This window comes from Agrobacterium pusense (assembly GCF_013285525.1).
Classification (GTDB): domain Bacteria; phylum Pseudomonadota; class Alphaproteobacteria; order Rhizobiales; family Rhizobiaceae; genus Agrobacterium; species Agrobacterium pusense.
In genome coordinates, this window is sequence record NZ_CP053857.1 from 444,354 (window position 1) to 457,968 (window position 13,615).

The 13,615-nt window shown below is 60.7% G+C and carries 14 protein-coding genes; 2 read left to right on the forward strand and 12 right to left on the reverse strand.

Annotated elements, in window-relative coordinates; all coding sequences use genetic code 11:
- Positions 1 to 84 precede the first annotated feature (84 nt).
- Complete coding sequence (locus tag HQN82_RS15645) at positions 85 to 1,515, reverse strand: NAD-dependent succinate-semialdehyde dehydrogenase (RefSeq protein WP_234904921.1); 1,431 nt, start codon at positions 1,513 to 1,515, stop codon at positions 85 to 87.
- 165 nt (positions 1,516 to 1,680) lie between these two features.
- On the opposite strand from HQN82_RS15645, the gene HQN82_RS15650 reads away from it, so the two are divergent.
- The gene (locus tag HQN82_RS15650; RefSeq protein ID WP_048902888.1) at positions 1,681 to 2,028 is read left to right on the forward strand and encodes a hypothetical protein; all 348 of its coding nucleotides are present in this window, start codon (positions 1,681 to 1,683) and stop codon (positions 2,026 to 2,028) included.
- Between the two features lie 30 nt (positions 2,029 to 2,058).
- Here HQN82_RS15650 and HQN82_RS25670 read toward each other — a convergent pair whose 3' ends face one another.
- On the reverse strand, positions 2,059 to 2,490 hold the full coding sequence (locus HQN82_RS25670) for a calcium-binding protein (RefSeq protein WP_022562835.1): 432 nt from the start codon (positions 2,488 to 2,490) through the stop codon (positions 2,059 to 2,061).
- A gap of 116 nt (positions 2,491 to 2,606) precedes the next feature.
- Between HQN82_RS25670 and HQN82_RS15660 the strand changes: the two genes are divergently transcribed.
- Positions 2,607 to 2,993 carry a LysR substrate-binding domain-containing protein gene (locus tag HQN82_RS15660; RefSeq protein WP_022562836.1) on the forward strand — a complete coding sequence of 129 codons (387 nt, stop codon included), beginning with the start codon at positions 2,607 to 2,609 and terminating at the stop codon, positions 2,991 to 2,993.
- Positions 2,994 to 3,061: 68 nt separating this feature from the next.
- Here the strand turns inward: HQN82_RS15660 and HQN82_RS15665 are convergent, their stop codons facing one another.
- From HQN82_RS15665 to HQN82_RS15710, 10 genes are all read right to left on the reverse strand, one after another.
- Positions 3,062 to 3,457, reverse strand: a complete 396-nt coding sequence (locus HQN82_RS15665) for a c-type cytochrome (RefSeq protein WP_022562837.1) — start codon at positions 3,455 to 3,457, stop codon at positions 3,062 to 3,064.
- A gap of 67 nt (positions 3,458 to 3,524) precedes the next feature.
- On the reverse strand, positions 3,525 to 4,085 hold the full coding sequence (locus HQN82_RS15670) for a gluconate 2-dehydrogenase subunit 3 family protein (protein ID WP_072493108.1): 561 nt from the start codon (positions 4,083 to 4,085) through the stop codon (positions 3,525 to 3,527).
- A complete protein-coding gene (locus tag HQN82_RS15675) occupies positions 4,085 to 5,770 on the reverse strand; it encodes a GMC oxidoreductase (RefSeq protein ID WP_022562839.1) in 1,686 nt (561 codons plus the stop codon). Before HQN82_RS15675 ends, HQN82_RS15670 begins: the two co-directional genes overlap by 1 nt.
- A 149-nt stretch (positions 5,771 to 5,919) precedes the next feature.
- Positions 5,920 to 6,774 carry a sugar phosphate isomerase/epimerase family protein gene (locus tag HQN82_RS15680; protein ID WP_022562840.1) on the reverse strand — a complete coding sequence of 285 codons (855 nt, stop codon included), beginning with the start codon at positions 6,772 to 6,774 and terminating at the stop codon, positions 5,920 to 5,922.
- Positions 6,775 to 6,873: 99 nt separating this feature from the next.
- On the reverse strand, positions 6,874 to 8,043 hold the full coding sequence (locus tag HQN82_RS15685) for a Gfo/Idh/MocA family protein (RefSeq protein WP_173615194.1): 1,170 nt from the start codon (positions 8,041 to 8,043) through the stop codon (positions 6,874 to 6,876).
- A gap of 11 nt (positions 8,044 to 8,054) precedes the next feature.
- The gene (locus HQN82_RS15690) at positions 8,055 to 9,104 is read right to left on the reverse strand and encodes a sugar phosphate isomerase/epimerase family protein (protein WP_173615195.1); all 1,050 of its coding nucleotides are present in this window, start codon (positions 9,102 to 9,104) and stop codon (positions 8,055 to 8,057) included.
- A 33-nt stretch (positions 9,105 to 9,137) separates the two neighbouring features.
- The gene (locus HQN82_RS15695; RefSeq protein WP_022562843.1) at positions 9,138 to 10,160 is read right to left on the reverse strand and encodes a LacI family DNA-binding transcriptional regulator; all 1,023 of its coding nucleotides are present in this window, start codon (positions 10,158 to 10,160) and stop codon (positions 9,138 to 9,140) included.
- Positions 10,161 to 10,163: 3 nt separating this feature from the next.
- Entirely contained in the window at positions 10,164 to 11,132 is a 969-nt protein-coding gene (locus HQN82_RS15700) for an ABC transporter permease (protein WP_022562844.1), read from the reverse strand.
- Between the two features lies 1 nt (position 11,133).
- On the reverse strand, positions 11,134 to 12,078 hold the full coding sequence (locus HQN82_RS15705) for an ABC transporter permease (RefSeq protein ID WP_022562845.1): 945 nt from the start codon (positions 12,076 to 12,078) through the stop codon (positions 11,134 to 11,136).
- Entirely contained in the window at positions 12,075 to 13,568 is a 1,494-nt protein-coding gene (locus HQN82_RS15710; RefSeq protein WP_173615196.1) for a sugar ABC transporter ATP-binding protein, read from the reverse strand. The genes HQN82_RS15705 and HQN82_RS15710 overlap by 4 nt, the downstream gene beginning before the upstream one ends.
- Positions 13,569 to 13,615 lie beyond the last annotated feature (47 nt).

The following is a 13,615-nucleotide window of genomic DNA, read 5'->3' on the forward strand; positions in this document are numbered from 1 at the left end:
ACGACAGGCTGATCGCAGCCAGCGTCGCTGGCGCACAAATGTTACTGAGGGCGATGATCCACGGGAACCCGTGACGGCCGGCCGCTATATGCCGCCCATGCAGAGATATTTCATTTCAAGATAATCCTCCATGCCGTGGCGCGAGCCTTCGCGGCCGATGCCGGATTGTTTGACACCACCGAAAGGAGCTGCTTCCGACGACATGCGGCCGGTATTGATACCGACCATGCCATATTCCAGGGCTTCGGCAACACGCCACACGCGCTTGAGATTGGAGGCGTAGAAATAGGCAGCCAGACCGTAGATCGTGTCATTGGCTTCACGAACAACCTGCTCCGCATCGTCGAAACGGATGATCGGCGCTAAAGGTCCGAAAGTCTCTTCCTGCGCCACCCGCATCGCGGTGGTGACGCCGGTGAGGACCGTTGGTTCGAAAAAGGTTCCGCCATTGCCGACACGCTTGCCGCCGCACCTTATTGAGCCGCCTCTTGCGCTGGCGTCGGCCAGATGTGCCTCGATCTTGTCGATGGCGTGGCTGTCGATCATCGGACCGATGGTCACCTCGGGATCGAAGCCGTCGCCAACCTTCAATTCTGCCACCCGCGAACCGAATTTTTCCGAAAACTCATCGTGAACCGCCGACTGGACATAGATGCGATTGGCCGAAACACAGGTTTGGCCGCCATTGCGGAATTTCGCCTGAATGGCGCCTTCCACGGCTTCATCAATATCGGCATCGTCAAAAACGATGAAGGGTGCATTGCCGCCCAATTCGAGGTTGAGCTTCTTTATCTGCGGCGCGCATTGGCTCATCAGCAGCCGCCCGACTTCGGTTGAGCCGGTGAAGCTGATCTTGCGTATCCTGGCATTGGTGCACAATTCCGCACCGACATCGGCACCGTGACTGGCATAGATAAGGTTAAGCGCCCCCTCCGGAAAACCGGCAAGCCGCGCGAGCACGAACATTGCCCCTGCCACCAGCGGCGTCTGTTCCGCTGGTTTCAATACGATGGCACAGCCGGCGGCAAGTGCGGGCGAAATCTTGCGGGCGACCATGGATGCTGGGAAATTCCACGGCGTGATGGTGCCGACCACGCCCACCGGCTGCTTGATAACCAGCATCCGCCGATCGTTGGAAGGGGCGGAAATCGTTTCGCCATAGATGCGGTTCGCCTCCTCGGCATACCATTGCACGTAAGCAGCGGCATGGGCGACTTCGGATTTTGCCTCCGTCAGCGGTTTACCCATTTCTGCCGTCAGGATCGTTGCGAGGTCGTCCGAATGGAGAATAATCAGTTGGTGCCAGCGGCGCATCACCGCGCTCTTATCCTTGGCCGGCAGGCTCTGCCACACGCCCTGTGCTTCAGCCGCGCGATCGATCGCGTCCCGGGTTTCCAAGGGCCCCATATCCGGCAGCCGCGCAAGCAGCGCACCGGTCGAAGGATTTAAAACATCGAATTCCGCGCCCGACCAAGCCTTGCCGCCGAGAGCGATGCCTGCAAGATCGGAAAACAGATCCGGCCGGGCAAGCCTGCCGAGGAGAACAGGATAAAGCGACAAGGACGGTTCCCCCTTTGACACGACAACCCGAGCACGCCGACCAGCCGCTATTTCAGCGAATGACCGTCGGCTGACGGGCACCGGCACAGGTGGTAGCGCCGCACCGGAAAAACGTCAATCTTGCGCGTGCATTTCCGACAATCGATCAAGAAAATTCATGAGTCATCACACGCATCGGCGATGAAAACCGCCCTCCCCTACATCGATTATGATTTGAGATATCCAACGGCAGCTGGTTCGACGCTGGCCATCCAACAGGTCGCCGTCCGAATATGGGCGATCCCGTCCAGCGCCAGCGCCGGTCAGCACGTCCGCTGCAGCAATATTGGCGACAGCGTGCTCTCCGGCCCCCGGGGGGCCAATGACGAAGACGTTTTCTTACTTCGTCTTTGCCGACAGGGTGGGCCACTCATGCCAGGCTCCCTCAAGCACAAACCCGCCGAAATCGGCGGGTTTGGCGCGATTTGAAGGGCACCCGGATGGATGCGCCCTTGTGGTTTACGCGAAGCGGAAGTCATCGATGACGAATTGCTTGGTCTTCACACCATCGAAGGTAATCGTCGACCCGTCCTTGAAGGCGATCTCGGCACCGTGGTCGCCATCCGTGAAGACCCCGGAGGCGATAAACGCCTGGTAATCCGCAAAGACGTCCTTCGAGAGTTCGACGACATCCTTGCCGTCAGCGCCGGCCTGGAAGTCCGTCACCACATCCCGGCCGCTGCCGGCCGCGAAAACGAAGGTATCCGCACCACTGCCACCGGTCAGCACATCGTTGCCCGCCCCGCCGATCAGCGTGTCATCGCCCGATCCGCCGTTCAGCTGGTCGTTGCCAGCACCGCCGTGAAGAACATCATTGCCGGCGCCGCCCTCGACGATGTCGTTGCCGTCACCAGCAACAACACGGTCGTTGCCAGCGCCCGCATCCACCATGTCGTTGCCGGCACCGGCCAGCAGCGTTCGTTGCCGTCACCGCCTTCCAGCATGTCTTTTCCATTACCGCCCGTGCACCTGATGATCCGCGCCTCTATGGCGTCAAATTCCTCAGCATGCGGCTTGGCCTGTGCGTGCCCGTCTTTCACACGCTGGCGGCGCGGGAGAGCGTCTTCGTGGCAGAGCTTGAAGGCCTGTCCTTTGTCATGCGAGAGCGGGGATCGCGCACCCGCGAAATCTTCGAAAAGAACCTTGCCGATCACGGCATCTCCATCCAGCCCGTCATAGAAATCTCCTCCCGCGAGGGCGTGCGAGAAGCCATCGCCAACGGTGTGGGATGCGGCGTGGTGGCCGATCTGGAATTCGGTCACGACGCGCGCCTTTCCTTCGTGCCGCTCTGCGATGCCACCGAACTCATCGATGAATATGCGATCTGCCTTGCCGAAAGACGACATCTGCCGCTGGTGCGAAGATTCATCGAGGAAGCGGGGCGGGTTCTATGACATTGGCCGTCCTCTCCCGGCAGCAGCCGGAAGGAGGATCAGCCTATCCTCCCCCGCCTCGGCCGCCATCACTCTGCAGGTTTCGAAGCCGCGCTTTCAATATAGGCAATGAGATTGTCCAGATCTTCCGGCTTGCTGATGCCGGCCAGCGCCATCTTGTTGCCAGGGATTTTCTTTTTGGGCGCGCTCAGGAATGCCCGCAATTCTTCCGGCGTCCAGACGAGGCCTTCCTCGCCCGCTTTTTTCATTGCGGCCGAGTAAGTATAGTCCGGCACGCCGCCCGCCGCGCGGCCGATAATCCCGTTAAGCTGCGGGCCGACCCTGTTTTTAGCGCCCTCACCGATGGCGTGACAGGCGGAACACCGCTTGAAGACGGCCTCGCCCTTGGCAACATCGCCCTCCGAAAAAGCAGGAATGGCGCTTGCAGCAAACATTGCCGCCGCGATGATTGTTATTTTGTGCATCGTGTCATCCTTGTCTTGCCGCTTGAGTACGACCCGTCCGCGGAAGCAGACGGGTCGGCGATTTTCTTCAGGTCGTGCCCCAGGCAGGCGTGCCCTTCTTGTAGGGAACGCGATCCTCGAAGCCACCGGGAATCTCGTCATAGACGAGAACTTCCGTGGCGCCGATCTTCGAGGTGAAGAAACCAAGCAGTGTCAGCTGCTTGACCAGCGTGAAAGCATGCGGTTTTGCCGGCGACTGTTCCGCTTTGGCCTGTTTGTCCAGCACAGAAAGCAGCGCCTGGCGCTGTTCGGCGGTCAAATCCACAAAGGCCTTCCCGTGTTCGGCCTGACTGCGTTTCTCGATGTCGGAAATGGCCGAAAGGAAGAGTGTCCGCTGTTCGTCAGTGTAGCAATCGGCCGCATAGACGGCCATGAATGCACCGACTTCCGCGTCCTTCGCGCCCGGCGTGGAGGTCCGCGGAATGATGGTTTCCGCCACCTCGTCCAGAAAGCGGATTTCCTCGGGCGTAAAGACATGGGCACCCCCGGCGGGCCTGGCAGCGTTTTCGGCGGCTGTCAGGATATCCGCACCGATCAGCGGCAGGCCGGTCGCAACGGCTATGAGTTTCAGCAGTTCGCGTCTGTTCATCACAGGTTCCCCTTCTTCAGTTCGGAAACGGCGAAATCGGCCGCACGCGCGGTCAGCGCCATATAGGTCAAGGACGGGTTGACGCAGGAGGCCGAAGTCATGCAGGCGCCATCGGTGACGAAGACGTTCTGCGCATCCCAGACCTGGTTGTTGCCGTTAAGGACAGAGGTTTTCGGGTCGCGTCCCATGCGGGCCGTTCCCATTTCGTGAATGCCCATGCCCGGCGCATAGCTGCCACGACTGGGCTTGACGTTCTTGATGCCGACCGCCTCGAACATCTCGACGGCGTCATTGACCATGTCTTCGCGCATGTCGAGTTCGTTCTGCTTCATCTCGACATTCATGGAAAGGACCGGCAGGCCCCACTTGTCCTTCTTCTCATGATCCAGCTTCACGCGGTTCTCATGATAGGGCAGCATTTCACCGAAGGCGGTCATGCCGATGGTCCAGCCGCCCGGCTCGGTCAGCGCTTCCTTGTAATCGGCGCCGATATTCAGTTCCGCGATCTCCCGCTCCCAGCGCGACCGGCTGGCGGAGCCCTGATAACCGAAACCGCGCAGATATTTGCGCTTGTCGTCACCGGTATTGCGGAACCGGGGAATGTAGAAGCCCGCCGGACGGCGACCCTTGAAGTAGAAGTCCTCGAAACCTTCCACCTGGCCGGTGGCGCCCATGCGGAAATGGTGATCCATAACATTATGGCCGAGTTCGCCGGAGCTGCTGCCAAGCCCGCCTTCCCAGACATCGGTGGCCGAGTTCATCAGCACCCAGGTCGAGTTCAACGTCGATGCGTTCAGGAAGATGATGTCGGCGGTATATTCATAGGTCAGGTTTGTCTCGGCATCGATGATCTCGACGCCGCGCGCCTTCTTCTTGTCCCTATCATACAGGATTTCCTTGACGATGGAGAAGGGACGAAGCGTGAGATTTCCCGTAGCGACCGCTGCCGGCAGGGTGGATGCCTGCGTACTGAAATAGCCGCCGAAAGGACAGCCCAGCCTGCATTTGTTGCGGAACTGACAGCGCGTGCGTTCCTGATCGGGAAGTTCCTGGGTGATGTTGGCGCAGCGCGAATTGATGAGGTGGCGCGTGCCCTTGAACGCCTTCTTCAGCCGGCTTGCGACATCCTGCTCCACGAAATTGAGAGGAATGGGCGGCAGGAATTCCCCGTCAGGAAGGATGTCCAATCCCTCGCGGCTGCCTGAAATGCCGGCGAAGCGCTCGACGTAGTCATACCAGGGGGACACGTCCTCATAACGGATCGGCCAGTCAACGGCGATGCCTTCTTTTGCATTGGCCTCGAAATCGGTCTGCGACCAGCGATAGGTCTGGCGTCCCCACAGCAGCGAGCGGCCGCCGACATGATAACCGCGGAACCAGTCGAACCGCTTTTCCTCGACATAGGGCGTTTCCTGCTCATCGGCCCACATGCCAAGCGTCGCCTCTTCCAGCAGATAATCGCGGCTGAGAACGGGATATTTCGCCTTCATTTCCTGCGTGGCGCGGTTGCGATGGGGGTAGTCCCAGGCTTCCTTGTCGGCATTCTGATAGTCGGTGACGTGTTCGATATTGCGGCCACGCTCCAGCATCAGAACCTTCAGGCCCTTCTGCGTGAGTTCCTTTGCGGCCCAGCCTCCACTGATGCCCGAGCCGACAACAATCGCATCATAATGATTGTTTGCCATGATAACTCCTCCGATGTGAGCTTGGAAAAAACGACAGGGCAAAGCGCTTCCCGTCGCGGCGCGGCGGAAAATGGACATGCGTCTGTCGAACCTCATGCTCCTCGCCGAAACCGGCCGCCGGGGAGCGGTTCTGGTTTTACTGGCAGCGTTTACTGAATGGTCGGCAGGTGTTCGTTGAGGAACGCGTTGCCCTTGGTTACGACCGCTTCGGCATCGAGCGGAAGGTCGTGCTCGAGGATGAACCATTTTGCGCCGGCATGTTTGGCCGCCGGCAGGATCGTCTTCCAGTCAAGCGTGCCGGTGCCGAGTATGGCGAAGCCGCGTTCGTTTTCCGCCGTCCCCGCCGGTGCATTGTCCTTGGCGTGGATGGCAAAAACCTTGCCCGTCAAGGTACCGAGGAATTCTGCGGGATCATTGCCGCTGCGCGCCACCCAGGCGACGTCGACTTCGGCCTGCAGTTTCGGGCCGGCGGCGTCGAGCAACAGTTCCAGCGCCGTCTTGCCGTCGAACTTGGCCATTTCAAAGTCGTGGTTGTGATAGGCCATGGAAAGGCCCGCAGCGGACAGCTTGTCCGCATAGCCACCCAGTTCCTTGCCGAAGGCGGTCCAGCCAGCGGCGTCCTTCGGTCGGTCTTCCGGCTTCAGGAAAGGTACGGTCACGACAGGGTTGCCGACAGCCTTCTGTTCGGTGATGACCTCGTCGAGATTGCCGCGCAGCTTGTCGATCGGCACATGCGAGGAAATGACCTTGATCTTGTGCTTTTCGAGAAGCGTGTTCAATTCGCTGGCGCTGACCTTCTGCATGTCCACTGTTTCCACCGCGGAAACGCCCGCGCGGTTGAGGATCGTCAGCTGCTCCTCCAGCGTTCCGGAATTGCGCAGCGTATACATCTGCGCGGCAATCGGCAGGGTCTTGCTGTCATCGGCAAAAACCGGATTTGCGAAACCGGCCGCCAATGCTGCGACGACTGCCATGCCTGCGAATTTTGACTTGAACGTTTTCAAACGCGTAACTCCCTTTCCGTTTGATCAATATGACGACACGTGTCCTTTGCCGGGCACCGCCTTCGGCACCCTGTGTCGTCTCCTCCGATAGGCTGCGACCTAGATATCGATATTGATCCAGGTCGAGGTCTGGCTGGAGCGAACGGCGGCATCGATGAATGCGAGACCCGCAAGGCCGTCCTCCATGCCGGGGTAAATCACCTCCCCGGCGGCTGCTTTTCCCTCCCTTTTGGCAATGATTGCATCTGCGGCTTCGCGGTAGATCGTCGCGAAACTCTCGAGATATCCTTCCGGGTGCCCCGATGGCACGCGGCTGACACGGTTGGCCGCGGCTCCTGCGCCTGCGCCGTTGCGGGTTATGAGCCGCTTCGGCTCGCCGTAAGGGGTGAACCACAGCTCATCCGGCACGCGGTGGTGCCATTCAAGCCCGCCCTTTTCGCCGTAGACCCGCAGCGACAGCGCGTTTTCATTGCCGACTGCGATCTGGCTTGCCCAAAGCATGCCCTTGGCGCCGCTTTCGTAACGCAAAAGAATATTGGCGCTGTCATCCAGCTGCCGGCCCGGCACGAAAGAGGTCAGGTCGGCATAAAGACTCTTCGGGATTTCACCGGTAACGAAGGCGGCAGCGTTGAAGGCGTGGGTGCCGATATCGCCGATGGCCCCGCCCGCGCCGGAGCGGCTGGGATCGGTGCGCCATTCCGCCCCCTTCGCACCGGTCTTCTCAACCGCCTCGGTCAGCCAGTCCTGGGCATATTCGGCCTGAACGTGGCGCAGCTTGCCAATGGCTCCATCAGCCACCATCTGCCGCATCTGCCGCAGCATGGCGTAGCCGGTGTAATTATGCGTCAGGACAAACAGGCTGTCCGACGCCCTGACGATCTCGGCCAGCGCCTTTGCTTCCTCAAGTGTCGCGGTCACAGGCTTGTCGCAGATGACGTGAATACCGGCCTCGAGAAAGGCCTTTGAGGGCGCAAAATGGAGGTGATTGGGCGTCACGATGGCGACTGCCTCGATACCGTCGTCTCGACCGGCCTCTGCCGCAGCCATCTCCTCGAATGAGGCATAGGAACGCTCCGGCGCGATGCCGAGCAGGGTTGCCGAAGCGGCCGCACGCGCGGGATCGGAGGAAAGCGCTCCGGCCACGAGCTCGTAACGGTCATCCAGCCGGGCCGCTATGCGGTGCACCGCACCGATAAAGGCGCCCTGACCGCCGCCGACCATTCCGAGACGGATACGGCGGCTGTCGAATTTTTTTGGTGCGGAAGACATGGCTATCCCTTTCAGAGGCCGAGAAGGCGACGATTGGCGGCATCATCGACGCCGCTCTTGGCGAAATCGTCGAAGGCCCGCTCGGTCACACGGATAATGTGGTTTTCAATGAAGGCGACGCCTTCGCGCGCGCCGTCTTCCGGGTGCTTCAGCGCACACTCCCATTCCAGAACCGCCCAGCCATCGAAATCATATTGGGTGAGCTTCGAGAAAACCGCGCCGAAATCGACATGCCCGTCGCCCAGCGAACGGAAACGGCCCGGCCGATCGACCCAGCTTTGATACCCGCCATAAACGCCGGAACGGCCGGTTGGATTGAACTCGGCATCCTTGACGTGGAAGGCGCGGATACGCTCGTGGTAGATATCGATGAAGCCGAGATAATCCATCGCCTGCAGCACGAAATGCGAGGGATCGTAGAGGATGTTGGCGCGCGCGTGGTCGCCGGTGGCTTCGAGAAATCGCTCAAAGGTGACGCCGTCATGCAGGTCCTCACCCGGATGCAGCTCGTAGCAGAGATCCACGCCATTTTCCTCGAAGGCATCGAGAATGGGTGTCCAGCGCTTGCCGAGCCCGGCAAAGGCCATTTCGACAAGGCCCGCCGGGCGCTGCGGCCACGGATAAACGAACGGCCAGGCGAGCGCGCCGGAGAAGGTCGCATGGCTCTTGAGGCCGAGATGCCGCGACGCCTTCGCTGCGCATATCAGCTGATTGACCGCCCATTCCTGCCGCGCCTGCGGCTTTCCGCGCAGTTCGGCCGGAGCGAAACCGTCGAACATCTCGTCATAGGCGGGATGAACGGCAACGAGCTGGCCCTGAATATGCGTCGAAAGCTCGGTGATCTCGACACCGATCTCGACCAGACGGCCCTTGATCTCGTCGCAATAGTCCTTGGATTCCGCAGCCTTTTCCAGATCGAAGAGCTTGGGGTCGGTCGGCACCTGGATGCCCTTGTAGCCGAGCGAAGCCGCCCATTGGCCGAGATTGTCGAGCGTATCGAAAGGGGCCTCGTTTCCGGCGAATTGCGCGAGGAAAATCGCCGGGCCTTTGATCGTCTTCATGTCCTTACACTCCTTGCATTCACAGTCTGGCCGCTACCGGTGCGGCGGTCGGCACGGCGCGACCGAGCCGCGCACCACCAGTTCCGTATCCAGCACGATGGTCTCGGCGGTGCGTTTGCCATTCAGCCTGTCCACCATCAGCGCCATGGCCCTTCGGCCCATTTCCTGCCGAGGCTGACGCACCGTCGTCAGCGGCGGCTCAAAGGCATTGGCGAAGATGATATCGTCGAAGCCGATGACGGAGACGTCACCCGGGACCGACAGACCCCTGCCCCGCAACTCGCTGATCGCGCCAATCGCCATCTGGTCGCTCGATGCGAAGATCGCGGTAAAGACAATGCCGCCTTCGAGAAGGCCCGCAATCGCCTGCCGGCCGGCCTCAATGCTGTAATCACCCGTCACCACCAGTTCGTCGGCATAAGCTATGCCGGCCTCCGCAAGTGCCGCGCGGTAACCATCGAAACGTTCCTGCGCCAGACTTTCCGGTACGGGACCGGCCAGATGCACGATCCTTTCATGTCCCGCTTCCATGAGGTGACGCACGGCGTTCATCGATGCGGCGCGGTTGTCCACCTTGACGGTCGGCAGCTCGAGGCCGGGCACCGTCTCCGACGCGATGACGATCGGCGGCAGCGCATCGCCCTGATCGAGAAGCTCGGACGGGAACTGCCCGGTCATCAGGATGAGGCCGTCGGCATGTTTCTGCCGTACCATATCGATGTGGGTCGCCACACGGTGCTCGTCATTGCGGGCATCGCCCATAAGCACCTTGAAGCCCGCTTCGCCCGCCGCTTCCTCAACACCCTTGTAGATTTCGAGATAGAAGGGGTTGCCGATATCGCGCACGAGAAGGATGACGGTGTTGTTGGATTGGCGGCGGAAACTGGCCGCCTGCGCATTGGGAACGAAGTTCGCCTGCCGAACGGCATCGAAAACCTTCTTGCGGGTTTCTGGGCGAACCTTGTCGGGTTGCTGCAGCGCGCGCGATACTGTCGCGATGGAGACACCCGCGAGAGCTGCAACTTCCCTGATATTCGAACCGTGTTCTTTGCTCATCTGTCACACACGCAACTGCTTTTGGCGGCCATAAAGCAGCATCAGCGCTAGCAACGTGACACCGAATATGATCTGCCGTGCCCATACATCGAGGTTGAGCGTTATCAGTACGCTTTGCAGAATGGTGAGCGCAACTGCGCCGGCCATGGTTCCGACATATCCGCCAGCCCCGCCGGCCAGCGAGGTGCCGCCAATGACCACTGCGATGATCGACGGAAGCACATACTGGTCGCCGACAGAGATGAAGGACGTGCCGGTATAGCCGATGACGCAAACCCCGGTCAGGCCAGCGAACAGGCCGGAAAGGCCATAAAGCAGCGTGCGGATCAGCGGAACAGGAAGACCTACCAGCGTCGCCGCCCGCTCGTTGGAGCCGATGGCGTAAATGGCGAAGCCGAAAGCCGTGCGGCGCAGGACGAAGAGCATGATCGCGGCGATGCCCAGCCAGACGAAGAGTACACCGGGAATGCCGAAGATGAGGGGACGGTTGATGAAGCCTGCGAGCAGCGGAGCCGCCGCACCTGACGGAACGCCCTGCGAATAAACCACCAGCCCGCCCTGGATGACCGCCGTCATGCCGAGCGTCATTACCAGCGGCGGAATGCGCACGAAGGTGATGCCGAGACCGTTGATGAGGCCGATCAGGAACGGAATGCCGCCCGCAACCAGAATGGCAAGAGGAATACCGGCATTCTGGGCGTTCATCATATTGCCGGCAAGCACCGCGCCGAGCGAGATCATCGCGCCGACGGAAAGGTCAATGCCTTCGCGTCCGCCGAGGATGACGAGATTCTGGCCCGCCGCTACGATACCGAGAATGGCGGCAATCGTCAGCAGCCGCACGATCTGCGATCCCTGTGCGAAGCCGGGCGACAACAATTCGCCGACAAGCAGCAGGAAAGCCGATGCGCAGATGGCGATGGTCAGGGGATCGGTGAGAAGGGTTTTGAGTTGCAAGCCGGGATTGGTCATATCAACGCCTCGTCACCAGAACGCCACCGGCCAGAGCCGTCAGCACGATCAGACCCTGCACCAGTGTCTGGTACTCGAAGGGCAGGCCCGCAAAGAAGATCACATTGCCGATCATGCCCAGCACCAGCGCGCCCGCGATCGACCCGGTCGAACTGCCGAAACCGCCGGAAAGCGCCGTACCGCCCAAGACCACCGCAGAGATGGAAGATAGCGCCAGACTTGCGCCGAGAAGCGGATCGCCCGAGGCCGTCTCACCCGTCAGGCAGAGCGCCGCCAGCGCGGAGAAAAGACCAGAGATCATGTAAGCGCCGATACGGATGCCGGAGAGGCGTAGCCCCGTCTGGAAGGCGCCGGTGCGATTGCCACCCACCGCAAGCAGATGCGTGTGAAAAGGAATACGCGACACGATAAGCGTGAAGGCGATGCCGGCAATCAGCACCCAAAGCACGAAGGGCAGGCCGACGAAGCTGCCGGAATAGGTCTGCCAATAGGCCTCCGGCACCGGCAGGCCCGCCTGCGGCAGAACCCAGATCGCCATCCCGGCAAAGATGATACCTGTCGCGAAGGTGGTCACGATCGGCTGGAAACGCAGGCCCGAAATGAAGAGGCCGTTGACCAGGCCGCAGAGTAGCCCAACGGTTACACCCGCTGCCATGCCGGCGAAGACAGCGCCAGTCGTGCCGCCAAGAGCAGCAATGACGCTGACGGTGACGACATTGGCGAGCGCCACGATGCTGCCAACCGACAAATCTATATCGCCCGCCAGAATGACATAGGTCTGGCCGATGGCGACCAGGATCAGCGGCAAAAACGTCGTCAGGTTCGATTGCAGCACGGAGGGCTGAACGAAGGATGGCTGCAAAAACGTGTTCACGGCAACGAGAACGGCCAGAACGACGAGGGTGATGATCCAGGGTTGCCTGCGCAGAACGCCTTGGGAATTCATGCGGCGTCTCCATAGGCGGCGCGGGTCAGGTTGACGGATGTCATGTCGGCTCCGGTCAGTTCCGCAGAGATGCGTCCGCCGTTGAACACAAGAATGCGGTCGGCATATTCGAGGATTTCCGCATCTTCCGAGGAATAAAGAAGGATGGTCGCGCCGGCATCGGCCTGCTGACGCATCAGCGCAAAAAGATCGGCCTTGGCGCCGAGATCGATACCCTTGGTCGGATCATCCAGCAGAAGCAGTTTCGGCGCTGTGGCGAGCCAGCGGGAAATGAAGATCTTCTGCTGATTGCCGCCGGAAAGCGTGCCGATCGCCATATCCAGGCCGGCAAACTTCGTCTTCATATCATCCGCGACCTTTTGCACCCGCGGCTTCAGCGTGGCGGGTCGGACCAGCCGCATCTTTTCGCGCACCATCAGGGCCGCGACGAGATTTTCGAAGATCGAGCGCCCCTGAAGGGAAGCGTCACGCCCGCGGTCGCCAGAGACATAGGCAAAACCGCTGTGAACCGCGTGCGATGGCTTGCCGATGGTAATTTCACGGCCATCGAACCATGTCTGGCCCGTCGCAAAGGGCGTCGCGCCGAACAGCCCCTTCAAAAGCGCCGACTGTCCCTGCCCCTGCAGGCCGGCCAGACCGACGATTTCACCCGGATAGGCTTCAAGACTGACACCGCGCACGCCTTCGCCTGTAACATCCGTCACCTTGAGGCTGGGAGTTGCGGCAGCGCGTCCCTGCTGGCGGGCAGGTGCTGCGCGGACATCGCCGACCATATCGTGCACCACAGCTTCACGCGTGGTTGCCGCCGTATCGAGCTCCGAAATCGTTGCGCCGTTTCGCATCACGGTAATGCGGTCGCAGACGGCAAAAACCTCGTCGAGACGGTGGGAAATCATGATGGTCGAGACACCATCCGCCTTCTTAGCCCGGAGTATCTCAAAAAAGCGCTGGGACTGGCGACCATCGAGCGCTGCCGTAGCCTCATCCATAATCATGAGGCTGGCATTCTGGGCAAAGACCTTGAGGATTTCGACGAGCTGGCGCTGATCGGGCGCCAGAGTGCCAACGATCGCATCCGGCTCCAGTCCTTCGCCGGCCACGCCGTCAAACAGGGCGATCAGCCCTGCCGTCTCGGCTTTCAGCACCTTACGGTCAACAAAAATGCCACGTTTCGGCTCCCGGCCGAGAAAGATGTTATCGGCAACCGAAAGCTGCGGAACAAGGCTGAGTTCCTGGTAAAACAGCGCAATACCGGCGTCTTCGGCGTCACGCGGGCTCTTGAAGCGCACATCTTCGCCCTTGAATTTGATCGTGCCGCTTGTCGGCGCCACCGCGCCAGCAACGATTTTGCAGAGCGTGCTCTTGCCGCAGCCATTGGCGCCCAGCAGCGCGTGAATTTCACCGCGACCAACAGTCAGCCTGCCGTCGGAAAGCGCACGTACGGCGCCAAAATTCTTCGTTATGCCGGCCGCTTCCAAAGCGTTCGCCATCGCATGCCCCCGAATAATGCTTGTCACAGGCGGCCAGCCGACGCGCG

Coding starts and splice junctions, on each gene's coding strand:
- HQN82_RS25670 (WP_022562835.1), bottom strand. CDS start 2,490: ATGGTGGATGCGGGCGCTGGCAACGACCGTGTTGTTGCTGGTGACGGC.
- HQN82_RS15660 (WP_022562836.1), top strand. CDS start 2,607: ATGCGGCTTGGCCTGTGCGTGCCCGTCTTTCACACGCTGGCGGCGCGG.
- HQN82_RS15665 (WP_022562837.1), bottom strand. CDS start 3,457: ATGCACAAAATAACAATCATCGCGGCGGCAATGTTTGCTGCAAGCGCC.
- HQN82_RS15670 (WP_072493108.1), bottom strand. CDS start 4,085: ATGAACAGACGCGAACTGCTGAAACTCATAGCCGTTGCGACCGGCCTG.
- HQN82_RS15675 (WP_022562839.1), bottom strand. CDS start 5,770: ATGGCAAACAATCATTATGATGCGATTGTTGTCGGCTCGGGCATCAGT.
- HQN82_RS15685 (WP_173615194.1), bottom strand. CDS start 8,043: ATGTCTTCCGCACCAAAAAAATTCGACAGCCGCCGTATCCGTCTCGGA.
- HQN82_RS15690 (WP_173615195.1), bottom strand. CDS start 9,104: ATGAAGACGATCAAAGGCCCGGCGATTTTCCTCGCGCAATTCGCCGGA.
- HQN82_RS15695 (WP_022562843.1), bottom strand. CDS start 10,160: ATGAGCAAAGAACACGGTTCGAATATCAGGGAAGTTGCAGCTCTCGCG.
- HQN82_RS15700 (WP_022562844.1), bottom strand. CDS start 11,132: ATGACCAATCCCGGCTTGCAACTCAAAACCCTTCTCACCGATCCCCTG.
- HQN82_RS15705 (WP_022562845.1), bottom strand. CDS start 12,078: ATGAATTCCCAAGGCGTTCTGCGCAGGCAACCCTGGATCATCACCCTC.
- HQN82_RS15710 (WP_173615196.1), bottom strand. CDS start 13,568: ATGGCGAACGCTTTGGAAGCGGCCGGCATAACGAAGAATTTTGGCGCC.